The 23,160-nt window shown below is 40.0% G+C and carries 19 protein-coding genes and 4 pseudogenes; 14 read left to right on the forward strand and 9 right to left on the reverse strand.

Features of this window, described 5'->3' with window-relative positions; all coding sequences use genetic code 11:
• Nucleotides 1-57: 57 nt before the first annotated feature.
• From P4S61_RS03600 to P4S61_RS03620, 5 genes are all read right to left on the reverse strand, one after another.
• Complete coding sequence (locus P4S61_RS03600; RefSeq protein ID WP_149980837.1) at nt 58-2,349, reverse strand: TonB-dependent receptor; 2,292 nt, start codon at nt 2,347-2,349, stop codon at nt 58-60.
• A 380-nt stretch (nt 2,350-2,729) separates the two neighbouring features.
• Entirely contained in the window at nt 2,730-3,389 is a 660-nt protein-coding gene (locus tag P4S61_RS03605) for a mechanosensitive ion channel family protein (RefSeq protein ID WP_337117784.1), read from the reverse strand.
• Complete coding sequence (locus P4S61_RS03610) at nt 3,362-3,730, reverse strand: hypothetical protein (protein WP_337117785.1); 369 nt, start codon at nt 3,728-3,730, stop codon at nt 3,362-3,364. The genes P4S61_RS03605 and P4S61_RS03610 overlap by 28 nt, the downstream gene beginning before the upstream one ends.
• Nucleotides 3,731-4,042: 312 nt before the next feature.
• Entirely contained in the window at nt 4,043-4,414 is a 372-nt protein-coding gene (locus P4S61_RS03615) for a hypothetical protein (protein ID WP_337117786.1), read from the reverse strand.
• A gap of 197 nt (nt 4,415-4,611) precedes the next feature.
• Nucleotides 4,612-5,730 carry an ISAs1 family transposase gene (locus P4S61_RS03620; RefSeq protein WP_337117787.1) on the reverse strand — a complete coding sequence of 373 codons (1,119 nt, stop codon included), beginning with the start codon at nt 5,728-5,730 and terminating at the stop codon, nt 4,612-4,614.
• A gap of 625 nt (nt 5,731-6,355) precedes the next feature.
• Between P4S61_RS03620 and P4S61_RS03625 the strand changes: the two genes are divergently transcribed.
• Nucleotides 6,356-6,904 carry an HdeD family acid-resistance protein gene (locus tag P4S61_RS03625; RefSeq protein WP_145237379.1) on the forward strand — a complete coding sequence of 183 codons (549 nt, stop codon included), beginning with the start codon at nt 6,356-6,358 and terminating at the stop codon, nt 6,902-6,904.
• A 77-nt stretch (nt 6,905-6,981) separates the two neighbouring features.
• Here the strand turns inward: P4S61_RS03625 and P4S61_RS03630 are convergent, their stop codons facing one another.
• Nucleotides 6,982-7,854, reverse strand: a complete 873-nt coding sequence (locus tag P4S61_RS03630) for a mechanosensitive ion channel family protein (protein WP_145237382.1) — start codon at nt 7,852-7,854, stop codon at nt 6,982-6,984.
• A gap of 180 nt (nt 7,855-8,034) precedes the next feature.
• On the opposite strand from P4S61_RS03630, the gene P4S61_RS03635 reads away from it, so the two are divergent.
• The 6 genes and pseudogenes from P4S61_RS03635 (at nt 8,035) to P4S61_RS03660 (ending at nt 15,336) form a co-directional block, all read left to right on the forward strand.
• Entirely contained in the window at nt 8,035-8,244 is a 210-nt protein-coding gene (locus P4S61_RS03635; protein WP_145237750.1) for a hypothetical protein, read from the forward strand.
• A gap of 252 nt (nt 8,245-8,496) precedes the next feature.
• Nucleotides 8,497-10,630 (forward strand): annotated as a pseudogene (locus tag P4S61_RS03640) (M3 family metallopeptidase).
• 144 nt (nt 10,631-10,774) lie between these two features.
• On the forward strand, nt 10,775-12,202 hold the full coding sequence (locus P4S61_RS03645) for an amidohydrolase family protein (protein ID WP_182758531.1): 1,428 nt from the start codon (nt 10,775-10,777) through the stop codon (nt 12,200-12,202).
• 90 nt (nt 12,203-12,292) lie between these two features.
• A pseudogene (locus tag P4S61_RS03650) lies at nt 12,293-13,137 on the forward strand (DMT family transporter).
• A 69-nt stretch (nt 13,138-13,206) separates the two neighbouring features.
• Nucleotides 13,207-14,532 carry a glycerophosphodiester phosphodiesterase family protein gene (locus P4S61_RS03655; RefSeq protein WP_337117788.1) on the forward strand — a complete coding sequence of 442 codons (1,326 nt, stop codon included), beginning with the start codon at nt 13,207-13,209 and terminating at the stop codon, nt 14,530-14,532.
• A gap of 69 nt (nt 14,533-14,601) precedes the next feature.
• Nucleotides 14,602-15,336: a dienelactone hydrolase family protein gene (locus P4S61_RS03660; RefSeq protein WP_337117789.1), complete on the forward strand. Its 735-nt coding sequence runs from the start codon at nt 14,602-14,604 to the stop codon at nt 15,334-15,336.
• An 8-nt stretch (nt 15,337-15,344) separates the two neighbouring features.
• On the opposite strand, the pseudogene P4S61_RS03665 reads toward P4S61_RS03660, so the two are convergent.
• Nucleotides 15,345-16,267, reverse strand: a pseudogene (locus P4S61_RS03665) (LysR family transcriptional regulator).
• Nucleotides 16,268-16,411: 144 nt separating this feature from the next.
• Here P4S61_RS03665 and P4S61_RS03670 point away from each other — a divergent pair.
• From P4S61_RS03670 to yghU, 3 genes are all read left to right on the forward strand, one after another.
• Nucleotides 16,412-17,095: a type 1 glutamine amidotransferase domain-containing protein gene (locus P4S61_RS03670; protein ID WP_149980845.1), complete on the forward strand. Its 684-nt coding sequence runs from the start codon at nt 16,412-16,414 to the stop codon at nt 17,093-17,095.
• 103 nt (nt 17,096-17,198) lie between these two features.
• Nucleotides 17,199-17,795, forward strand: a complete 597-nt coding sequence (locus tag P4S61_RS03675) for a rhomboid family intramembrane serine protease (RefSeq protein WP_145237407.1) — start codon at nt 17,199-17,201, stop codon at nt 17,793-17,795.
• 235 nt (nt 17,796-18,030) lie between these two features.
• The gene (yghU, locus tag P4S61_RS03680) at nt 18,031-18,870 is read left to right on the forward strand and encodes a glutathione-dependent disulfide-bond oxidoreductase (protein ID WP_182739388.1); all 840 of its coding nucleotides are present in this window, start codon (nt 18,031-18,033) and stop codon (nt 18,868-18,870) included.
• 44 nt (nt 18,871-18,914) lie between these two features.
• On the opposite strand, the gene P4S61_RS03685 is transcribed toward yghU, so the two are convergent.
• On the reverse strand, nt 18,915-19,418 hold the full coding sequence (locus P4S61_RS03685; protein WP_182731071.1) for a DUF6622 family protein: 504 nt from the start codon (nt 19,416-19,418) through the stop codon (nt 18,915-18,917).
• Between the two features lie 361 nt (nt 19,419-19,779).
• Here P4S61_RS03685 and P4S61_RS03690 point away from each other — a divergent pair, with 361 nt between their 5' ends.
• Nucleotides 19,780-20,379 carry an FMN-dependent NADH-azoreductase gene (locus tag P4S61_RS03690; RefSeq protein ID WP_337117790.1) on the forward strand — a complete coding sequence of 200 codons (600 nt, stop codon included), beginning with the start codon at nt 19,780-19,782 and terminating at the stop codon, nt 20,377-20,379.
• A 219-nt stretch (nt 20,380-20,598) separates the two neighbouring features.
• Complete coding sequence (locus tag P4S61_RS03695; RefSeq protein WP_145237444.1) at nt 20,599-21,027, forward strand: OsmC family protein; 429 nt, start codon at nt 20,599-20,601, stop codon at nt 21,025-21,027.
• A gap of 107 nt (nt 21,028-21,134) precedes the next feature.
• Here the strand turns inward: P4S61_RS03695 and P4S61_RS03700 are convergent, their stop codons facing one another.
• Nucleotides 21,135-21,746: a flavin reductase family protein gene (locus tag P4S61_RS03700; protein ID WP_145237753.1), complete on the reverse strand. Its 612-nt coding sequence runs from the start codon at nt 21,744-21,746 to the stop codon at nt 21,135-21,137.
• 72 nt (nt 21,747-21,818) lie between these two features.
• Here P4S61_RS03700 and P4S61_RS03705 point away from each other — a divergent pair, with 72 nt between their 5' ends.
• Nucleotides 21,819-22,469, forward strand: a complete 651-nt coding sequence (locus tag P4S61_RS03705; RefSeq protein ID WP_337117791.1) for a deoxyribodipyrimidine photo-lyase — start codon at nt 21,819-21,821, stop codon at nt 22,467-22,469.
• 41 nt (nt 22,470-22,510) lie between these two features.
• Nucleotides 22,511-23,152, forward strand: a pseudogene (locus tag P4S61_RS03710) (DASH family cryptochrome); the annotation flags it as partial.
• Between the last annotated feature and the right edge of the window lie 8 nt (nt 23,153-23,160).

Genomic DNA, 23,160 nt, shown 5'->3' on the forward strand with positions numbered 1-23,160 from the left:
CGTAAAAAAAAAGCCCGCAAATAATGCGGGCTTAAATCTACTTAACTAAAATGGAGTTTAGTAAAACTTCACTTTAAATTCTGCACCGATATAGCGTTCTTCATTTACCATACCAGTGTTATTATTGAAGTCGATTGCACCGATTACTTGTTGCTCGTCAAATAAGTTACGTACAAACGCAGATACTTCATACTCATAATCACCTTCAGCCCAGTTATAACCAGCACGTAGGCCAGTTTCTAATAGTGATTTACCTTCGAATTCAACTGACTCATACAAGAAGAAGTCAATTTCGCTGCGGTATGAAATATCGGTATAGGCGAAGAAGTCACCACCAGCTACTTCTTTAGTATAACGAAGCGTTAAATTAGAGATCCATTCCGGCGCATGCGGAAGGCTATTGCCATCCAAAATAGCGCGATCTTCAGGGCCAAATGCGCCAGGAACTTGGAATGTAGGATCTTTCACGGTGCACTGCGCACATACAGCAACAGCAAGGTCATTATCTTTAAGCTCAGTTTTGTTGTAGCTTAAGTTAAATGTGGCATTCAACTCATCAGTTAATACCCACTCAGTGTCTAGCTCAAAACCATAACCGGTCGTTTTATCAGCATTTACTAAACGGTTAAAATTAGCGCCACCACCTACAGCCGTTAACTGCTGGTCATCCATTTGATAGTAAAAAACAGTCGCATTTACACGGCCGCGGCCATCTAACACATCTGATTTGATACCTGTTTCGTATGATGTAACAGTCTCTGACTTAGCAATCGTTACTTCATCGCCAAATAAAATACGGCCCTGAATGCTTGGCGCTCGGAAGCTATTCGCAATACGTGCATACCAGTTAACATCGTCGTTAATTTTATAGCTTGATGAAATATCCCAGCTGATGTGATCATCACTAGGGTTTTCAGTTAAAAACAGTGCACCACCGCCAGCAGGACTTAATGTACGATTTGCAGAGAATTCTTTATCATCATCAGAATAACGAAGGCCAGCAGTCACTTTAAAGTCATCTGTTAGTGTGTAGTCAACCGAACCAAAGACTGCCCACGCTTTAGTGTCTTGCTGTTGAATAACATAACCATTTAGTGCTCCATTAGCAGCAGTATCATAGCTGTAGTTCTCAATGGTTAACGCTTCATCAAAGTAAAATACACCTACTTGATAATTTAAGTCACCAGTGAAGTTACTTGATAAACGAAGTTCTTGCGTATACTGGTCGTGCTCAGGAATACCATCAGCACTTTCTGAAGAAAATGGAATAAACCCAGGTCCCATTGCAACAGCTACGTCATTAATTGAATAACCACCGTAACCACCATCGATGTCTGCGCGAGAATAAATTTCTGCGCTTTCCCATGCTGAGATAGAGGTAATAGTATGGTTAGCCAAATCCCACTCAAGTTTTAGATTGGCACCTTGAGATTCAACCTGCTGTGTCGCACGAGAAGCTGCATCATGAAAAACTACATCATGATCATAGCCATCAACTAAATCATTACTGCCTTTTTTAATAACATTGGCACGAAAAGCAATTGGTGAACCGTCCATATCACGCACATGGTAGTTAAATAAACCGGTAAAATCATTGCCTTCATACAAGAATTGGATACGTGCGGCTTGGTCAGTGTAGCCACCCAGAGCATCTTTTTGTTCAAAGCCTGGCGCACGATTATCAATATAATCGTCTTTATCCTGCCAAAGTACTGATACACGTGTTGATAAACGGTCTGTTAATGCACCACCAACTGCACCTTCAAAGTCTACTGCACCTCGGCTGCCGTAAGATACAGAGCCATAGCCATCAAAATCTTGGCTTGGTTTAACTGTATCAAATTTAACTAAACCTGCCGGCGTATTACGACCAAACAAGGTGCCTTGTGGGCCACGTAATACTTCAACACGTGCCACATCAAATACAGGGAAGCCCTTTAAAATAGCATTTTCTTGTACTACTTCATCAACTACCAATGATACTGGTTGCGAGGCATTTAAATCAAAATCAGTATTACCTAAGCCACGAACATAAAAGCGTGGGAAAGAACGGCCAAATGAAGACTCAATCGATAAGCTTGGGATTTTCGCATTCATAAAGCGAATATCCATGCCAGCAGAGCTGTAAGCATCTAAATTATCGCCTTGCAATGCAGATACTGCGACAGGTACTTCCTGTGCATTTTCTACACGCTTGCGCGCAGTGATTTGAATAACTTCTAATTGCTTGCTTTGCGCAGTTGGAGCTTGTTCATCAGCAGCAAGAGTTGTAAATGAAGTACCTGCTACGGCAGAGAACAACGTTGCATTGATTAGGGTTGCTAACGTAGATCTTTTCATTGCTTTCATGTCGGGGTTTAACCTTTTTAGTGCACTCTTATTCAACGGTTGATGTGTTGCGCCAAATTCACTCGGCGGGTTCGGCCAATTTTTCGCGCCTTAAGTTAAGCTGCGCGGACCTCTTTGTCGAGAGTGCAAAACGAAGTAAAGAGGCTGAACGAACGCTGAAGATTATAGCACTGTGTGACACTTTTACTGCATTAATATGTACAAAAATATAAACTTTTTACAACATATGGCGACATGATAGAATAATTTTAGAAAAATTATGCAAATATATTTATTTCATACGGACATTTGTCCTGTTAATTTCAATGGTGAAACTGTATTGGCTGTATGTAATCATCTATAGATATGTCTTTATAAACCAACTACACAAACTAACAATTTCACCCGCTAACTCGAGCAAATTCAGGATTCGCTAATTGACAATTATGCTCATTGAGTAAGCCTAGAATAGCTAAATTTAACTCTTCGATTATTTCCATATACTCGGAAAAATCAGTTGTTACTACATAACTCAATAAATCAATTTGTAATGCCCATGGCGTAAAGCCTTTAAAACGAACTCGACATGGCGTGTCATCAATCTTTTCGTGCTTATCAAGTAAGTTTTTACATGCGGCCATAAAAGCTAATAGATCATGTTGTTTAGTTTTGGCACTGAGCATTAAGTTAGGGCGATAGGAAATTCTTTCTCGCTCTGAAATGTTCTCTAACTGCATATCAACAAATTTTGCATTTGCCACGTATATAACAGATCGATCTAAAGTACGTATTCGGGTAGCACGTAAGCCTATTTCTTCGATGGTTCCCATACTTGAACCAAATTTACATAAGTTACCTATTTTCACTGGCGAAGAGATATATAAAGTAATTGCCCCTATTATATTTTCTACCGTTTTTTGCGCTGCCAATGCAATGGCTAATCCACCAATACCTAAGCCTGCAAGTAAGGTGGTGGCATTAAAACCTAAATTTTCAAACCACAATAATACGGCCACAATCACGACCAGAGTTTTTAGCACATTACTTGCTGGACGCAACAAAAATACAGCTTGTGGTTTTTTTGCTCAATAAAGCGATCTGATAGGCGATGTTTAATAATATCAACGCAACGTAAAAACACCCAAGTCCATGCAACTAATAATACTGTTGCGCCTTGAGCAAGCGCAACGACTGTAATAGTAACATTGGAAATATCATAAAGTGAACGCGATAAAAGTACAGCCAACAATAAGCAGATAGGCCCTTTAATAAGCGCGAGTACATCGTCAGGTGTTTGCACTATAAAACGATGTAAGATCGCTGCAAAAATTCGTGTAATTAATATCGCAAGCAAAAAGAACGCAAAAAACGACCCGATAAAATAAACCCACTGCCATACCATTACTCCCAACAACTGTGTTTTGGGTAAATTATTATAAAGCCACTCGCCAAGCACGTTATAACCAAATTCATCAATTAAAAATGGGATATTACTAACTGTTGCATTCGATATTTTCCAAACTTTATTATTTCCTTTTTCATCAGGAACACGTTGTAATAATATTTGTACAGGCCCTCGCGACGTCGTTATCTCAGCAACTAAATCTCGATAACTAGGTACTGGTTCATTTTTCTTTCCTTCAGGTTTGTTACTTAATGTATCGATATCAATCCATAGCGTGCGATCAAAAACCAGTGACAGTTGCTCAGCCAGTCACTCTGGTGCAATTGCTTTAACTTCAGGTGGTAAATTTCGATAATCTAAATAATTTGTTGCTAGGGCATAATCGCGTTGGTTTACAGCACGTAAATAAGCCCGCATTGTAGTACTAGGAGTAATACGGTGGAATTCATCATAGGGCAAAGAATCAATATCAATTTCTTTGCCGGTTTCCGCGGAAGTAATTACCGTTGCTTGTAATGACTGTTCGACCTCTGAATTAGGGTTACTTTGACTATCTTCTTTGTTCTCATTATCAAACAGAGATTTTACCGTTATCTCTGGCTGTGCGAATAAACTGAAACTCAAAGAAAATAATATGGACAAGCCAATTAGTTTTAATAATGTTATGAAGTACTTATCCATAAATCAATTCCTTGAGCTGTTTTAATTTAGCACCTTACCTGTTATTAACTATAAAAGCGTTAACACTTATTTAAAAGTTAAAAACAGTATACTTCACTAGAAACTTCGCTCTAGGGCGTATTTATCTTTCTAGGTTACTATTACAGCAATATATTTGGTTTTTAGGTAAGACAACAGGGCAAGAGCATGAAAAAAGTCTATGATTTCAATACCTTTTCAAGGTAATCCGTACTGCGCATAGCTTTTTTCTGTTTTGCGGGCATGCCTTTATTAAAGCTTGTTTCTGCTTTTAGCTGATTAAATGCGATGTGTCTCAGCCCCGCAAATACAGGTGCTGCACCTTCACGCCTAATTCGGCAATCATCTTCTTTAAATCCGACATCTAAACGCCAATGTAATCCATTCTCTATTTGCCAATGTTGCCGTGCGGACCTTGCGAGTTCTTCCGCCGATAAATATGCTGAACTGATGTAGTATCTATAGCATAACTCATTGCTTACTTTGTTTTTTTCTTTCCTATAAGAAACAATAACTCCCACTGTTTTGGCATCTTTCCAATTGCTCGTTTCTGATAAATCACTTACGTTATGACTAACAGCACAACACCTGAATTCTTCTCTGTTTTTATGATAATCGGCTTCATTAAACAAAACTCCTTCGGACGCTTGTCGTGTGACCTCAGGTAATAAAGCATTCTCTACTTGTGACAGCAGTCCTTTATGGTTCGCTTTTACTGCCAGTAGGTAATCGGCTTGTTTATCCACTATTGTATCTGCAATTGATTTTTGACACCCCATCGCGTCAATCGTGACTAAGCAGCCTTTTATCTCCAGTAATTCAAGAAGCTCTGGTAACGCTGTTATTTCATTCGACTTTTTATCAACAGGGCATTGCGCCAAAACAACACCATTTTCGCACGCAAATGCACTGACCATATAAAGTGCATCGCGCCTATCTGACTGATTAAATGAACCTTTCAATCGCTTACCATCAATCGCAACTACATCGCCCTGAGTTAATTTAGAACAGTCTTTCATCCAAGAAGAAAAAGAATCTTGAAACTGCGTCATATCAATGCGACTCATCACACGAGCGATTGTGTCATGGCGAGGGATACCTTGCTCAAGAGGAACGTACTTCCTGAGCCAATCTAATCTATCATGGCCAAAATCTTCAATATCTTCCCAGCCTTGGCACCCAGATATGACAGCGCTGACAGCTAAGAATATGATATCAAAAAGTTTATGGACAACTTTACCCTGCTGGCGAGGGTCGGCAATTGATTCGAAATATTTAAATAGTTGAATATCAGGCATGGGGGCTCCTTAAAAAGGAGTATAAGATCATACTTTTAAGTCAAGGTAAAGTTCGTGATCTTGCCCTGGGTAAGACAAAGCTATATAGTGTGGTTATTTCCCATAAGTAAGCAATAACGCTGCATGTGATTAGGACGTAAAACAAAAAGAAAGTGGCATATCAAATTTAAAGCTAATAGCATCAAGAGACGTCGGTTTCTCTCATTTTTAACCTTAGCCAAACACATCATTAAGCTATTTAAGAAACGTATTACAAAACGACGTGGAAAAGTCTCAAAAACTTTATTTTGAATGAATAAAAGCGCTCATTAGGTAAAATCAGGGTCTATCAGCTCGAACGGTTTTTGCCTAGGACGTTTAATTTTTTGTTGCCCGCATAGATGTAGATTAGAAACATGGGAAGATGCACAAACTTTGCTCTATTTTCACTTAGCCCACGTAGGTTACAAATCTAGCGTCATGATCTACTCGCCCCTAAAATGGAATGAATTTTAGCTCCCAAAGGTCAAAATGCCCCAACGCTATACACATAACGTGGAGTTTGACCTAAGTACCTACACAAGCTAACGTATATGCAGTATTTATGCTGTTAAATATAATTTTAGCGCTGTCATTAAGGAATAGAATGGATCTAACCACCACACTTTCAAAAAACTGGTCAGTACTGTTAGTACGCGGCCTCATTGCAATTATTTTTGGCGTTATTACTTGGTTAGCACCCAATGCATCTCTGAGTATTATGTTGTTATTTTTTGCGGGCTATTTTTTATTTGATGGCATGCTAAGAACATGGGTTGCTTGGAACTCTAAGCAACACAATCCCTATTGGCGCTGGTTATTGGCCGGTGGGGTGTTATCAATCATCGCAGGACTAGTTACCCTATTTGCACCAAACGTTACCGCGATACTATTACTTTATTATGTCGCTGCGTGGGCCATAGCGATTGGCGCTGTTGAAATTTTAATTGCGCTTAAATTAAGAGCGGAAATATCTAATGAGTGGATATTAATTATTACTGGGGCAATATCAGTATTATTTGGTTTATATTTAATCTTTAATCCTAGCGCAGGGATCCATACTTTACTTTGGTTAGTCGCCACTTACGCCGTACTATTTGGTGCTTTAATTGTATTATTTTCATTAAAGCTAAAAAAGATGGTGCAACAGCAATAACTCATCAATAAAAACGAAGTAATTTGCTACTCGTTGCAGCAAATTACTTCTGCAAGACTATACCGGTACCGCTGGATTTATTTCGTTGCTCGTCCCCGCCTTAATGCAATTTCACCATCAATATGTATATCGCGTTGTGGGAAAGAAATAACGACATTATGCTCAGCAAATATTTTATATACGCTAAAACGAATATCACTGCGGACTTGGCGCAACATGGTTTCTGATTCAGCACAAACCCAAAAAATAGCATTGAACACTAAAGAGCTTTCAGCAAAATCATCAAATAACACTGAAGATGCCGGCGTCGGGAGTATTGCAGGATGTTCGCTCAACACTTGTTTGATCAGTTTTTCAACTAACAATACATCTGATCCATATGCCACACCAACACTGACAGACGAACGAGCATTGCGGTCAATCAAGGTCCAATTCGTCACTGTGTTTTCGAGTAGTTGACTGTTTGGTATAAGCATGTGCACACCATCGTTGCGACGAATGCGCGTGGAACGGGTATTAATCGTTTCAACCACCCCTTTAGCGTTGCCCACTTCTAAGAAATCTCCAATACGAATTGGCCGCTCCCACATTAAAATCCAGCCACTAATAAAGTTATTAATGATATTTTGTGCCCCGAATCCTACACCAATAGCTATAGCGCCAGAAACAAAGGCAAATGCTGTTAACGGAATATTTAACACTTCAAGGGAGGTAAATATTAAAATTGCGATACTTAACACTAAATAAATACGGGTAAATAAATGCACCGCATCAGGGTTCATTTTACGTGCGAGCAGAGTTTTTCGTATTAATCGACCAATCCATGTAACCACAAACCACATGGCAAAGAGTATCAAAGGCACTTGAATAACTTTAGCTACAGTAATTTCGATATTGTTATAACTAAAAATTACATACGATAAATAATGAGAGATTGACTCTAACGTCATACTTTTTCCAAAATTAATAAAACAAATAGCTATTCAGGGTTAAGTAAGTTTAGCACGCCATAATGGCATTTACGGAGAAGTTAAAGTTCAATATGTTTTTTATGAACAAATCATTAACATTTTCTTACAGGTAATGCTATATAAGTACTGTAAGCTTAAATAAAGCACGAGGAACGAATGATGTCACAACTGACCTTAAATCAAAAATTAGCCACGTTACAACCTTTAGTTGATTTGCAACTGTTTGAATCAAGTATTGAATACCGCAATAAAATTTTGTCTGTGCTTGCAGAGCAAGAACATACTCTTAATTGCATTAATAAAGAGTTTGGTCACCAACAACCGGCTAGTTTTGGTAGCGAAAAAAAGTTTGTTTTAGGTTACAACTAATTTTGCTACTTCGCGCATGCAACATAAACCAAAATTCCCAATTAAGTACCAACCTGTAGTAGCTTTAATACGTCCTACTGTTTAAGGCTACTATTTCTCGATTTGCACTATTTTTACCTAAAAACACGTTTTTTGCGCTTAATCCCCACCTTAAACCGATAAACTTAGTTGTATATACATGAAAATTTGCTAAGTTATGGGTGTTTTATGTCTCGCCTGTTTTTCAAGGCTCACCTATTTTATGGAGTTCTCATGCGTAAGACCCTTATAGCAACTACAATTGCTAGTGCATTATTATTATCTGCTTGTAGTTCGCAAAACGATGCTGGTACAAAAGAGCAAACGACTCAAGTACAAACAGTCAATGTAGACAACGTATTGATGAAACCAAGCCCATTACAATATATGGCACCAGAATTTGATAAATTTGGTACCAGTGATTATGAACCGGCATTTGATGCAGGTATTGCCCAGCAAAAAGCGCAAATCACGGCTATCGCAAACAACCCAGCTCCAGCTACATTTAAAAACACCTTAGTTGAATTAGAACTATCGGGCGAATTGCTTGATCGCGTTTCAACCGCTTTCTATAACTTATCTGGTTTGATCTCTAATGATGAGTATCAACGTATTGCAGCAAAAATGGCCCCAGTGTTATCTGCGCATTCTGATGATATTTATCTTAACAAAGCATTATTTTCACGTGTTGAAACCATTAATGGCAATAAAGCGAAGTTAAATGCCGAAGATCAGCGTTTAGTTGAGTTTTACTACACTAAGTTTGTTAACGCTGGTGCAAAATTAGATGAAGCACAAAAAGCCAAAATGCGTGAAATCAACGCTGAGCTTGCTAAGTTATCAACAGCCTTCTCGCAAAACGTATTAAAATCGTTTAAAGAGGACGTAGTATTAGTAACCGATAAAAAGCGAACTTGCTGGCCTTTCTAACGCTGAAATAGCAAGCCTTGCCGTTGCAGCTAAAAAAGCAGGTAAAGAAGGCTACATGATCACGTTAGTGAACACCACGCAACAGCCGATTCTCAGCAGCCTAGAAAACCGTAAGTTACGTGAACGTATTTTTAAAGCATCAACGACTCGTGCGCAAAATACCAATGGCCCTATCATTATCAAAGAAACCAATTTGCGCGCTCAAAAAGCAGCACTACTTGGCTATAAAGATTGGGCTTCATATGTAATGACCACACGTATGGCTAAAACCACTGAAAACGTTTATGGCATATTAGATGACTTGGCACCAAAAGCCGTAAATAAAGCAAAAGCTGAAGCTGCTGAAATTCAAAAAGTAATTGATGCATCAGGCGAAACGTTTGCTGTACAACCATGGGACTGGGCATTCTATTCTGAAAAAGTGCGCCAAGCTAAGTACGACCTAGATCCTGCTTTAGTTAAGCCATACTTTGAAATGCAATCAGTGATCCATAACGGTTTATTCTTTGCGATGGAAAAACTGTACGGCATTACTTTCAAAGAGCGTAAAGATTTACCACTTTATCACGAAGATGTAATGGCGTTTGAAGTGTTCAACGCCGATGGTAGTTCTATTGGTTTATTCTACATGGACCCTTATGCTCGTGAGGGTAAACGTGGTGGTGCTTGGATGAGTGCATATGTTAGCCAAAGTGGCTTAAAGGGCACAAAACCTGTAATTTATAACGCACAAAACATTCCTAAACCTGCAGATGGTCAGCCAACACTGATGACTTTTGACGAAGTTACGACTATGTTCCATGAATTTGGTCATGCGGCACACGGTTTGTTCTCAGACGTAAAATACCCAAGCCTTGCAGGCACTGCAACAGCTCGTGACTTTGTTGAATTCCCGTCACAAGCGAACGAAGATTGGAACATCGAGCCAACTGTACTTGCTAACTACGCGAAGCATTACAAGACGGGTGAACCAATTCCTAAAGAATTACTCGACAAAGTACTTGAGTCACAAAACTTCAACCAAGGTTTTGGTACCACTGAGTATTTAGTTGCAGCATTACTTGATATGGAATGGCATTCATTTGGTGTTGATAAGAAAATAACTGATGTACAAAAATTTGAGCATGACGCGTTAGAGAAACACGGCATTGCTTACTACCCAGTACCACCGCGTTATAAGTCTTGCTACTTTAGCCACACCTTTGCTGGTGGCTATTCAGCAGGTTACTATGCATACCTTTGGACTGAAGTATTTGCAGCTGATGCCTTTGCGCATATGACAAAGCAAGGCGGCTTAACTCGTGACAACGGTGATAGCTTCCGCAAAGAGATTTTATCAAAAGGTAACAGCCGCGACTTAATGCAAAGCTATATTGAGTTCCGTGGTCAAAAGCCAACTACCGACGCTCTACTTAAGCGCCGTGGTTTAGTTAAGTAAGCCAAACTAATTATAATGGGAGTCCGTAATGGGCTCTCATTTTTTATCGCCATTATTCATCCTAACCTTGTTACCTTCTAAATCAAATCAACACCTTACAGAAGATATATATGCTAATCTAAATAAAAAAATTTAGGTTACACAATGCAAAATATACTTTTATTTTCAACTTGCTTACTACTGACTGCATGTGCTACAGAGCCAACTGAGCACGCCGATATAGTGATCGCTAATGCGACGATCATCGACGTAACAACCGGACAACTCAGCGTTGAACAATCCCTTGCTATTCGCGATGGTGTGATCATAAAGCGCGCTAACAACTCACTAAAAAATAACTACATTACTGATAATTACATTGATGCTAATGATCAATTTTTAATGCCAGGCCTTTGGGATATGCATGTCCATTTTGGCGGCGGTGAAGCGCTTATAGCCGAAAACAAAGCCCTGTTACCACTTTACCTCGCGTATGGCATTACTACAGTACGTGATGCTGCTGCTGATTTAAGTGAGTCAGTTTTAAGCTGGCGAGAGCAAATTAATAATAACCAATTAGTTGGCCCGACCATTTATACATCAGGGCCCAAACTCGAAGGTAAAGACTCTATTTGGCCTGGCGACTTAGAAGTTGAAACTGTCGAGGAAATGAATGCTGCTATTGATACGCTTGATGCTATGAATGTGGATTTTGTGAAAATAACCGATAGTGCATTAACACCTGAACTTTATTTAAAAGCAGTTAAAGAAGTGAAAAAACGTGGCTACCAAATATCTGGTCATATTCCGTTTTCGCTATCAGTTACAGATGTATCAAATGCAGGGTTAGATGCCATTGAGCATATGACCTACTTGTTAAAAGCCGCAGCAATTAATGAACCTGAAATATCAGCAAAAGTGGCTTCAGGTGAACTGAGTTACCGCAGTGCTTTGCCAATTATTACAGCAAATATTGATAACCAAACAGCTTTAAATAAATACGCCGTGTTAGCTCAAAATAACACGGCCGTAGTACCTACTTTAATTGGTGGTCAAATCACCGCTTATATTGATGAAGATAACCATCAAGATGATGAGTTTTTAAATTATTTAGGTAAAGGTCTTAAAGCCACTTACCAATGGCGTGTAGACAGAGCCAATAAAGATACCCAAGATCAAATCAAACAACGTAAAGAACGCTTTGTGAAAACAGCTCAATTACTACCTTTAGCACAACAGGCTGGCGTATCAATTATTGCTGGGACCGACGCTGGATTTTTAAATTCGTATATTTACCCAGGTTTATCTCTTCATCAAGAGCTGGCTATTTTTAGTGATTATGGCTTAACGCCATTACAAACATTGCAATCAGCAACACTTGCTGGACCACAGTTTTTAGGTAAAACGGCGCAGTTTGGAGAACTTACAGAAGGCAAAACCGCCGATATCATTTTCTTAACTGATAACCCATTAATTGATGTACGTAACACGCAAAAGCTCACTGGGGTTATTTCTCATAGTCGTTATTACAATCAAGCAGCACTTGAACAGCTAAAAGTAGATGCCAAGCAATTCGTTAGTTCACAACAGTAAATTAATCACTGGCTCAGGTTACTTGACTGAGCCACTCCCTTTAATACTCGTTGTAGTATACACTCGCGCTTTTAGTTTGGAGTAAGCACTATGGGCTACTTATTTGCCGTCACTCTATTATGGGCGTTTTCATTTAGTTTAATTGGCGTATATTTAGCAGGTCAAGTTGATGCTTGGTTTAGTGTATTAATTCGCGTAGCCCTAGCCACACTGCTATTTTTACCGTTTTTAAAACGAACACCTCCCCACTTGCTTGCAAACTCATGCTGATAGGCGCAGTACAACTCGGTATTATGTATAGCTTTTATTACCACTCATTTTTGTTCTTAAGTGTGCCTGAAGTACTGCTATTTACCGTAATGACCCCGCTTTACATCACGTTATTAAACGATGCGTGCAACAAGTATTTTAACCCACAGTTTTTTATAGTCGCTTTTATTGCCGTGCTGGGTGCAATTACTATTCGCTATGAAAACTTAGACAGTAACTTCTTAGTCGGATTATTACTGGTACAAGGGGCTAATATTAGTTTTGCTGTAGGACAAGTAACCTACAAACGCTTAATGCTGGGTAAGCAGCTTGATGATAAAACTGTATTTGGCTGGTTTTTTATTGGTGCACTGATTGTTGCAAGTAGCTGTTATGTCTTATTTGGTAACTCAAACAAATTACCAAGCACCTCAACACAATGGGGCATATTGATTTATTTAGGAGTTGTGGCATCTGGTGTTGGCTATTTTATGTGGAATAAAGGCGCCACGCTTGTCAATGTGGGCGCACTGGCGGTGATGAACAACTTGCTTATTCCTGCAGGCATTGTTGTTAATGTACTTATTTGGAATAGAGACGCGGACATACTCAGATTAAGTATTGGCGCGGGGGTTATGCTATTTGCCTTAGTGGTAAACCAAATAATGGCTAAAAGAGTAAATTAATTACTCTGTAGTTAAACTGTCACTAATAATTAGTAAGGTAGCGTCCACTTTGATTTTTAAGGACAAATAATGAAGCGCATACCTTTACTGACTAGTTGTTTATTATTAATTACACTAGCTGGCTGCGATGACGATGTAGAAATAGTCGAAAAAGAAGTGGTTGTTACCAACACTGAGGTTGAAATTGTTAAAGTTCCTACCCTGGTTATTGTTGAAGTAGCGCAAGGTACGAATATTCAACTCGGTGCTCGCCCCGACTACTTAATTGACGATATGGCCACCAGCGCACTAAAAACAAAATTAGAATCGTGCAAAGACGGCCCTTTTTATCGTACTGATTTTTCAATTGGTCACCGCGGTGCACCTATGCAATACCCAGAGCACACTAAAGAATCTTACATTGCAGCAGCTCGTATGGGCGCTGGCATTGTCGAGTGCGATGTGACGTTTACAAATGATAAAGAGCTGGTATGCCGCCATTCACAATGCGATTTACATACCACCACTAATATTTTAGCGATCCCAGAACTTGCCGCTAAATGCAGTGTGCCATTTACGCCAGCGGATGCTAACAGTGGCACACCCGCTGCGGCTAAATGTTGCACCAGCGATATTAGCCTGGCGGAATTTTTAACCCTTGAGGGTAAAATGGATGGCGCGAACACCAATGCCACCAATGTTAACGATTATATGAATGGAACACCGAGTTGGCGCACTGATTTATACGCCACCTCAGGTACACTCATGACCCATAAACAAAGTATTGCGCTATTTAAAGAGCTGGGTGTAAAAATGACCCCAGAGCTGAAATCGCCTCAAGTGAGCATGCCTTTTAATGGTATGACTCAAGCGCAATATGCACAAAAAATGCTGGATGAATACACGCAAATGGACGTACCCGCAAACCATGTTTATCCGCAATCATTTAACCTAGCCGACGTAGAATATTGGATTAACACTAATCCTGAATTTGCAGCGCAAAGTGTGTATTTAGATGGTCGCGACAGCAATGCAGGGTTTGATCCTAATAACGCAGCAACATGGCAGCCAAGCATGGCAGAGCTAGCTACTGATGGCGTTAAAATTATAGCGCCCCCTATTTGGATGCTGCTAACCATAGATAACGACAGTAATATTGTACCCTCACAGTACGCTATAGATGCTAAAGCCGCAGGGCTTAATATTATTGCATGGAGCCTTGAACGCTCTGGCCCTCTAAATGAAGGCGGCGGTTATTATTATCAATCTATTAGTGATGTTATAGATAACGATGGCGACATGTTCACTGTGGTTGATGTTTTAGCACAAGAAGTGGGGGTCATGGGGATATTTTCCGATTGGCCAGCAACCGTAAGTTACTATGCTAGCTGTAATAAAATGCCTGCAAGTATTTAAACTTTAAGGCGTGTTTATTTTATCGCGCTCAGTTACCATATATTTTATATTATTTAACTGAGCGCTTTTATGATCATCCAACACCACCATGCTGACTTGCCTACCCCAACAGGTTTAATGCGCACCACGGTTTACCGCCCCGAAATATCAGGGCAATTTCCCGCGATTATTTTTTATTCTGAAATATTTCAGCAAACCGCGCCTATTGCTCGCAGCGCTGCACTTTTAGCAAGCCATGGTTTTGTAGTACTTGTGCCAGAAGTGTTTCATGAGCTAAACCCTATCGGGACAGTGCTTGCCTATGATGATGCGGGTAAAGATAAAGGCAATAACGATAAATGGGCAAAACCGCTTGAATCCCACGACAGCGATACCCAAGCGTTAATCGACTTTGTACAAACACGAGATTATTGCACCGGCTCTGTAGGTACTATAGGTGTCTGTATTGGCGGTCACTTAGCTTATAGAGCCGCATTAAACCCACACATAAAAGCCGCATTTTGCTTATATGCCACCGACATTCATAGCGATACACTCCCCGCACAAGCCGGTAATAACTCGTTTGAACGCATGGCTGATATACAAGGTGAGATTCACTTTATTTGGGGAAAGCAAGACCCCCATGTGCCACAACAAGGTCGCGACAAAATTTATCAACAAGCTGTTAGTACGGGTATTAATTACCAATGGCAAGAAGTTAACGCCCAACATGCCTTTATGCGTGATGAGGGTGAGCGATACGACGGCGCACTCGCAATCACAATGTACCTGCAAGCCGTTGCATTATTTAACCGTACTTTGTAAGCCATAAATTAGACATTTTTAAGCATACCCAATGCGGTATGCCTTTTTATAAAATAATCTTTTAAATAATCGATAAATAAGCGCAGCTTCTTAGAATCGGCGCCGCCAGTGGAAATACGCCGTAAAGTTCTATATCTTTACTTTTATAGTCATCGAGTACAATTTCCAATAGCCCAGCTTGAACTTTTGGCCATGCATCGTAAAGTGGAATACGCCCGATGCCATGGCCTGCTTCAACAAAAGCAGTTCGCGCCGCAGCGTTATTAGTCCTTAAACCACCTTGCATAGTTAAGTTATGCTTTTTACCATCTTTTTGTAGCGTTAATGTTTTACTGCCGAGCTGATACACCACCCATTTATGTTCGCTTAATTGCGCTGGAGTTTTAGGTTTACCGTAATGGGCAAAATAATCTGGCGAGCCACAAATACAAGTACTCATCGTAGTGAGTTTAGTCGCTTGTAAATTGGAGTCACTAAGCGCCACACCGCGAATCGCAAAATCAAAGCCATTTTTAATAATATCAATCACTTCGTCACTTAACTGTAAATCAATATCGATTTTGGGATACTGACGTTTAAAATCATTGATTGCAGGCACAACCAACTGCATACCGACATTCACCGGGCAGCTAATTTTAAGTAAGCCTTGTGGTTCGCTTTTTATATTTTCTATTTGCTGTTTAGCCGCATTAGCTTGCTCAGTAATAATTCTGCAGCGCTCATAATAAGCAATCCCCGCTTCGGTCAGAGCCATAGTTCGCGTTGAACGATTAAGCAGCGTCACTTCCAGTTGGGTTTCTAATTTTTTTAAGTGATAACTTGCCACTGCACGAGTAAACCCCAATTGTTTGGCGGCCGCCATTAAACTGCCCTGCTCTACAATTTGTGCAAATACCACCATACTTTTGAGTTGCTCAAACGATACCTTCATAAGATCTCCTATACTGACTTACTTTATTGTATCAATTATTAAATCAATAAAGTTGAATTTATCATCGTTGTTTAAAGTAACCTTAGTGCATATAGTAGTTAGTAAGATAAATTAAAAATTTAAATCATCAGAAGGAATATGGTTATGGCTAAAAAAATACTTATGGTTCTTACCTCTCATGCAGAGCTTGGCAATACCGGTCATAAAACGGGCTTTTGGGTCGAAGAATTTGCGGCTCCTTATTATGCATTTATTGATGCCGGTGCTGAGGTTACACTCGCATCAGTAAAAGGCGGGCAACCACCGATTGATCCAAATAGCGCCGCACCTGATGCCGCAACAGATGCTACAAAACGTTTTGATAACGACAGTGCAGCACAAACATTGATGGCCAATACAAAAGCGCTTGGTGATGTAAATGCCAGCGACTTTGACGCCGTATTTTACCCAGGCGGTCATGGCCCATTATGGGACTTAGTTGACAATACAGACTCAATTTCATTGATTGAAGACTTTATCAAAACAGAAAAACCTGTTGCAGCTGTTTGCCACGCAAGTGCCGTGTTTTTAAATGCTAAAAATTCAGATGGCAGTGCATTGGTTGCAGGTAAGAAAGTAACTGGCTTTAGCAACAGTGAAGAAGCCGCAGTGCAACTTACTGACATTGTTCCATTGTTGGTAGAAGATGAGCTGATCAAAAAAGGCGGTGATTACCAAAAAACGGATGATTGGGGTGTGCTCGCATTAGTCGATGGCTTATTGATCACCGGTCAAAATCCTGCCAGCTCTGAGCTTGCAGCGCAAAAACTGCTGACCCAATTAGGCTAATTCTTTAATATTGTAACTAAAGCCTTGCTTAACCCAGCAAGGCTTTTCAATTAAGCATCAGGATAGGTATACTCAGTCAAACATATTTAAAATTAAGTGATGTATGGCAAACCCAAAAAGCTCTTTGAGCATTCCTCCTCTAGTCAGTAAACGCTTTACGCTTATTGGTATTATTTTATTGTGTGTTTTACTGCAAATTATTAATAGCTTACCAGGCGTTAACTTAAATGGATTAGGTATTTACCCTCGCAGTCTAAGTGGCTTAACGGGTATTTTTTTCGCGCCTTTTTTACATGGCGGCTGGGCACATTTGCTTAGTAACTTAATCCCATTTGCAGTGCTTGGCTGGCTAGTCTGCCAATATAGCGTCAAACGGTTTTGGGCTGTATTTATCTTTACTGCTGTGGTTGGAGGATTACTGGTTTGGCTATTTGGTCGCGCTAATATTCACGTTGGCCTGAGCGGTGTACTTTATGGCTTGTGGGGCTTTTTAATTTGCTACGGCATTATGCATCGGTCATTTAAGGCCATTGCTATTAGTGTCGCGGTGGTATTTTTATATAGTGGTTTAATTTGGGGTGTTTTGCCACAGCGTCCCCATGTGTCATTTGAAAGCCACCTGTTTGGCGCACTCGCTGGTATTCTTATTGGCTATTATTTAGCAAAACAAGATAAGAAAAGCGCAAGTTATAAGCTTTAAAGTTAGCAAGGTTAAAGATAAAATATTAACCGTCATTATCTCGGATTAAATAAATTTGCGCTTTCTCTATTTCGGTTAGCGCTTTATACCCTCGTGGATAAGGCCATCCATGACCTCATCTAAATGATCTTCATATTACCAATGAAAGTTATCTTTGCTTCCCTTGCTCTAAATGATCAACTAGGATGGGTTGTTCGTAACCTTAATTAAAGTAACCAACGTTTAAGGAGTTTTGATGAGTAACAGCGAAAACTATACCCCGCCTAAAGTATGGCAGTGGGACGCGGAAAGTGGCGGTGACTGGGCAAAAATAAATCGACCAATTGCAGGCGCGACTCGCCAGCAAGATTTACCCGTTGGTGAGCACCCTCTTCAGCTTTACTCACTGGCAACCCCTAATGGCCAAAAAGTCACCATCATGCTTGAAGAACTGTTAGAGCTTGGTATCACTGAAGCCGAATATGATGCGTTTTTAATTAAAATCGGCGATGGCGATCAATTTGGCTCAGGCTTTGTGGGTGTTAACCCTAATTCAAAAATTCCAGCGCTGATGGATCACAGTACGACCCCTATAACGCGAGTGTTTGAGTCAGGTGCTATTTTACAATACTTAGCAGAGAAGTTTGATGCGCTAGTGCCAAGCGACCACACCAGTAAAACCGAATGCCGTAACTGGTTATTTTGGCAAATGGGATCAGCACCTTATTTAGGCGGTGGTTTTGGTCATTTCTATGCCTATGCACCACACAAAATGCAATATCCTATTGACCGATTTACGATGGAAGTTAAACGCCAGCTAGATGTATTAAACCGCCATTTAAGTGATCATGATTACATGGCTGGTAGTGACTATTCAATCGCAGATATTGCTATTTGGCCATGGTATGGCTCGCTGGTATTGGGATATTTATACGACGCCGCCGAGTTTTTAGATGTTGAATCATATACCCACGTGATGCGCTGGGCAAAACAGATTGAACGCCGCCCTGCAGTAAAGCGTGGTCGCAGAGTTAACCGGACTTGGGGCCCAGAAGATGAGCAACTAGCCGAGCGCCACAGTAAAAGCGACTTTTAACGAAAACCTAACAGCGCGATTAGTATGACTAACCGCGCTGTTACTTATGCTGGCTGTAAATCTATTTGGTTATTTCGCGCCTGCAAGATCTGTAAGCCGCGAGCTAAGAATATGCCACTTAAAATACCGTAAATCGCGCTGACAATAACCATAAATTCTGTACTTTGCGTAACTGCTAGTTGTATTGCCAACATCACTCCAACACAATATTTAGTAAAGAAAATGGCCATTATTAGTATAAATGGTACTTTGCTACCAGGTATATGAAACACATGCTGCTCACTTATGTAGCGCACTCCCTTTGGCAAACCGAATTGACGAGCGACTCCCCAACCAAGTACTAAACACACAAACCAAACTGCTAATGCAATTACACCAGAAAATGCGGAGTACACCCCAAAAACTGACAGGCCAGCCATTGCGACAGGTAACACACAAACACTGCGTAACGTGACCTCTCTTGCTCGGGTTTGTTTGACACCAAGCACAATCAGGCCGGCAAATAACGCGAACACCCACAACGGTGTATGTTTAATTATATCAATCACTAAACTTCCTTTTTATTGTTGTTATTGCTTATTGTATTAGTGCCTTGAGCTTAATCTTATTTAAATAATTAATAAAGTTACAATTACATTTTTTTAACCTTTATATACGTAGTAAGCTTAATGGGCCATCTCGATGCTAACTTAGAGAATAGTAAAAGGCGACGACAAACAAATATCGCAGAGTGTAATCGCCATCATTTCAGTCGTAGCAAAACAACAGCGCAATTTGATAACCAAAAACCACTCAGCAGCAAACTAAAACATTCTCTTAAATCGAATGGTTAAGCCATTAAATTGCATTGTTAATTTGTAATATAAAAGGATATGCTCTTATTAGTAATTTACAATTAAAGGAACGGCTATGAAGAACGTATTATTAATCAACTCATCGCTCAACGGTGAAAACGGTAATTCACATCAGCTTAGTGAGCAGTTCATTGCTGAGCTTACACAAAAAACTGACATTACAGTGACTCGTCGTGATGTTGCCGAAAACCCATTACCACACCTAACTCAAGCTGAAATGGGCGCATGGATGACAGAGCCTTCAGAGCGTAGCGATGAGCAAAACAAACTGGCTGCTATTTCTGATGAGTTGGTCACTGAGCTGCAAAATAATAAACTCATCGTGATGGGCGTCCCTATGTATAACTTTGGTATTCCATCTACATTAAAAGCGTGGATCGATCGTGTTGCTCGCGCTGGCATTACGTTTAAATACACTGAAACAGGCCCAGTTGGGTTAGTTGAAAATACTAAAGTAGTTATTCTTGCTGCTCGTGGCGGTATGTACTTAGGTACTGATATGGATACGCAAACTAAGTATCTAAAAGACTTTTTTGCATTTTTAGGTATCAACGATGTGGACTTTATTTATGCTGAAGGCCTAAATATGCCAGGTGGTGATGACAGCAAAAACGCCGCTAGTAAAGAAATTTCAGATTACGTATCGGCACTTTAATTTTTTGATAAACAAGCGGTCAGTAAGGACCGCTTTTTAGTTAGCCATGCTGATTTCATTTATTACACATTCTTATCGTCAGTGGATCCGTGTAACTCAACATTCAATACTTTTGTAAACTTGGTGCTTATGTTGCAACACTCTCTATAAACCGCCCATTTCGCTATGTAAAGGTGAAATTTTTTCACAGTTAGCGAAATTATTACAAAGGAGATGAGTATGACGATTAAGAAATCTGCACAATCACATTGGTCTGGCGATATTAAATCTGGTAAAGGTCAAATTAGCACCGAAAGCGGCGCTTTAGATAATCAGCCCTATGGTTTTAATACGCGCTTTGAAGATAAAGCGGGCACTAACCCAGAAGAACTAATAGCTGCGGCGCACAGTGCTTGCTTTAGTATGGCGCTATCACTTGCGTTAACTGAAGCAAATTACGTTGCTGATGATATCACCACCAGTGCAGTGGTTAGTTTAGATGAAGTGGATGACGGCTTTGAGGTTAGTCATATAGCCTTAAGTGTAGAGGCAAAAATTGCCGGTATTGCTGAATCAGAATTTAAAAAACTGTGCGAGCAAACCAAACAAGGCTGCCCTATCTCAAAATTAATGAATGCTGAGATATCACTCACAATGGCACTCAACTAAACTAAAAAATTAGCAGTATATAAGCCAAGTAGTTATTACTTGGCTTTTTACTGCACGGTTTTTACTATACGTAAAAGGTATAAACATAAAATAACGTAAAATTTCAGCTAAATCTCTGGCCTAGCCAAGCTAAATAAATCATGCGTTGTCGTAAAGTAATCTCCGCCCATTTTACCAACGGTATTTAAAGCTCTTGGGTCAATATAGCCGTTAACAAGCACACTTTCATCAATATAAATACCAACTACATTTAATAACATCATTTGCCCGCCACCTGCTTGTTCAGAAATAGTGACCACGTCACGTAAGCTACATTCATAACGAACCTTAGCTGCTGCCACCCCCAATGGAGTTACTGATTGACTTGCACATGATGCGATCCCCACAGCCGTAAATTCACTAGTTTGCGAAGAAAAATTACCGCAGCTTTGATTCATTTGCTCCACCAGATTATGACTGACCACATTGATAACGCACTCTTTTGTGGCCAGTAAATTGTTTAAGGTATCCTTGTTTTGATTCTCAGCTGGATTTACCTGAGTCACACTCAATACCGGTGGATTAACACTTGCCACGGTAAAAAATGAATACGGCGCAATATTCGCCACGCCATCACTACTTAACGTACTTATCCACGCGATAGGCCTTGGCGTGATCCCACCAACCAATTTACTGTATGCCCCTTTTTGCTCGTCAGGATCAGTTAAATCAAAATACATCATCACCTCATTAAATTTAAACTCATTAAACTAAACGCCTTTTCACTTTGTTACGTATTAAAGACAAAGTAAATGAAAAAACGCTTTATTACTATGACACACTCTTTGTACTGGTTTACTAACGATTTACGACTAAGCGATAACGCATTAATCTCTCTTGCTGCAAAGCAAGATACAGCACTTAGCTTTGTATATTGTATTGACCCTCAATTGTTTAAAAGCAATCACCATGATTGCCAATCAATGGGACAACATCGCTGGCAGTTTTTAGCGCAATCTTTACAACAGTTAAACAATACTCTGAAAGACTATGGGCAACATTTAGTGATCTACCATCAAGCTGCTCATGAGATGATTGAACATTATTATCACCATCACAACGTACGTACTCTATATTGCAGTGAACAAATTGGTTACAATGAGCAGCAAACGCTACTCAATGTAGCGAAAAATCATGCTGATCTTGTTATTAAACAAGCTAATACATTTACCTTATATGACAACCAGCAACTTCCTTTTAGTGTTAATGAACTGCCAGCAACATTTAGTCAATTCAGAAAGCTAATTGAGCAAACAACGCCCACTATAAATACACTTTTAGATCCTCCAGAGTACATAGCCAGACCTTTAATTGCTCCAATGCCTTGGCCAACTACATTGCCTAATGTCAGTAAAGAACGAGCGTTATTCGCAGGTGGTGAAAAAGTGCGACTGATCATCTAGCTGATTACTTTTCAAGTGCTAATCCATCTACCTACAAAGAAACTCGCAACGCTTTAGCTGGTATTGAAAACTCAACCAAGTTTTCTCCTTGGCTTGCTAATGGCTGCATTAGTGCTCGGCAAATAGTCAACGCTTTGCGTAATTATGAGCACATTCATGGCGCAAACGACTCAACTTACTGGATTTATTTTGAATTACTGTGGCGTGAATACTTTCAACTATACAGCCTGCGTTATGGCAATAAGTTATTTTCTTTTGCCGGAATTACAAAGCGTAAGCCACTAACCAGTTTTTACCCACAGCGATTTAAGCAATGGTGCACAGGCACAACACCGTATCCCATTGTCAATGCATGTATGAAACAGCTGAATAAAACCGGCTATATGTCAAATCGTGGCCGGCAATTAGTTGCAAGCTGCTTGGTAAACGAGCTCAAGCTAGATTGGCGCTTTGGCGCTGCTTATTTTGAACAACAACTGATTGATTACGACGTGGCATCTAATTGGGGAAATTGGCAATACCTTGCAGGTGTTGGCGCGGATCCTCGCTCGGGTAGGCATTTCAATTTAGTAAAGCAAACCCAAACCTACGATGCTAATAATCAATTTATTAATCACTGGCAAGGTGATGAGGTACACGCCATAGACTCGTTAGATGCCGCAGATTGGCCGTTAAGCAGTTAATAATGCTT

This window comes from Pseudoalteromonas sp. B160 (assembly GCF_037162485.1).
GTDB classification, from domain to species: domain Bacteria; phylum Pseudomonadota; class Gammaproteobacteria; order Enterobacterales; family Alteromonadaceae; genus Pseudoalteromonas; species Pseudoalteromonas rhizosphaerae.

Coding starts and splice junctions, on each gene's coding strand:
- P4S61_RS03600 (WP_149980837.1), bottom strand. CDS start 2,349: ATGAAAGCAATGAAAAGATCTACGTTAGCAACCCTAATCAATGCAACG.
- P4S61_RS03610 (WP_337117785.1), bottom strand. CDS start 3,730: ATGGTATGGCAGTGGGTTTATTTTATCGGGTCGTTTTTTGCGTTCTTT.
- P4S61_RS03615 (WP_337117786.1), bottom strand. CDS start 4,414: ATGGATAAGTACTTCATAACATTATTAAAACTAATTGGCTTGTCCATA.
- P4S61_RS03620 (WP_337117787.1), bottom strand. CDS start 5,730: ATGCCTGATATTCAACTATTTAAATATTTCGAATCAATTGCCGACCCT.
- P4S61_RS03625 (WP_145237379.1), top strand. CDS start 6,356: ATGGATCTAACCACCACACTTTCAAAAAACTGGTCAGTACTGTTAGTA.
- P4S61_RS03630 (WP_145237382.1), bottom strand. CDS start 7,854: ATGACGTTAGAGTCAATCTCTCATTATTTATCGTATGTAATTTTTAGT.
- P4S61_RS03635 (WP_145237750.1), top strand. CDS start 8,035: ATGTCACAACTGACCTTAAATCAAAAATTAGCCACGTTACAACCTTTA.
- P4S61_RS03645 (WP_182758531.1), top strand. CDS start 10,775: ATGCAAAATATACTTTTATTTTCAACTTGCTTACTACTGACTGCATGT.
- P4S61_RS03655 (WP_337117788.1), top strand. CDS start 13,207: ATGAAGCGCATACCTTTACTGACTAGTTGTTTATTATTAATTACACTA.
- P4S61_RS03660 (WP_337117789.1), top strand. CDS start 14,602: ATGATCATCCAACACCACCATGCTGACTTGCCTACCCCAACAGGTTTA.
- P4S61_RS03670 (WP_149980845.1), top strand. CDS start 16,412: ATGGCTAAAAAAATACTTATGGTTCTTACCTCTCATGCAGAGCTTGGC.
- P4S61_RS03675 (WP_145237407.1), top strand. CDS start 17,199: ATGGCAAACCCAAAAAGCTCTTTGAGCATTCCTCCTCTAGTCAGTAAA.
- yghU (WP_182739388.1), top strand. CDS start 18,031: ATGAGTAACAGCGAAAACTATACCCCGCCTAAAGTATGGCAGTGGGAC.
- P4S61_RS03690 (WP_337117790.1), top strand. CDS start 19,780: ATGAAGAACGTATTATTAATCAACTCATCGCTCAACGGTGAAAACGGT.
- P4S61_RS03695 (WP_145237444.1), top strand. CDS start 20,599: ATGACGATTAAGAAATCTGCACAATCACATTGGTCTGGCGATATTAAA.
- P4S61_RS03700 (WP_145237753.1), bottom strand. CDS start 21,746: ATGTATTTTGATTTAACTGATCCTGACGAGCAAAAAGGGGCATACAGT.
- P4S61_RS03705 (WP_337117791.1), top strand. CDS start 21,819: ATGAAAAAACGCTTTATTACTATGACACACTCTTTGTACTGGTTTACT.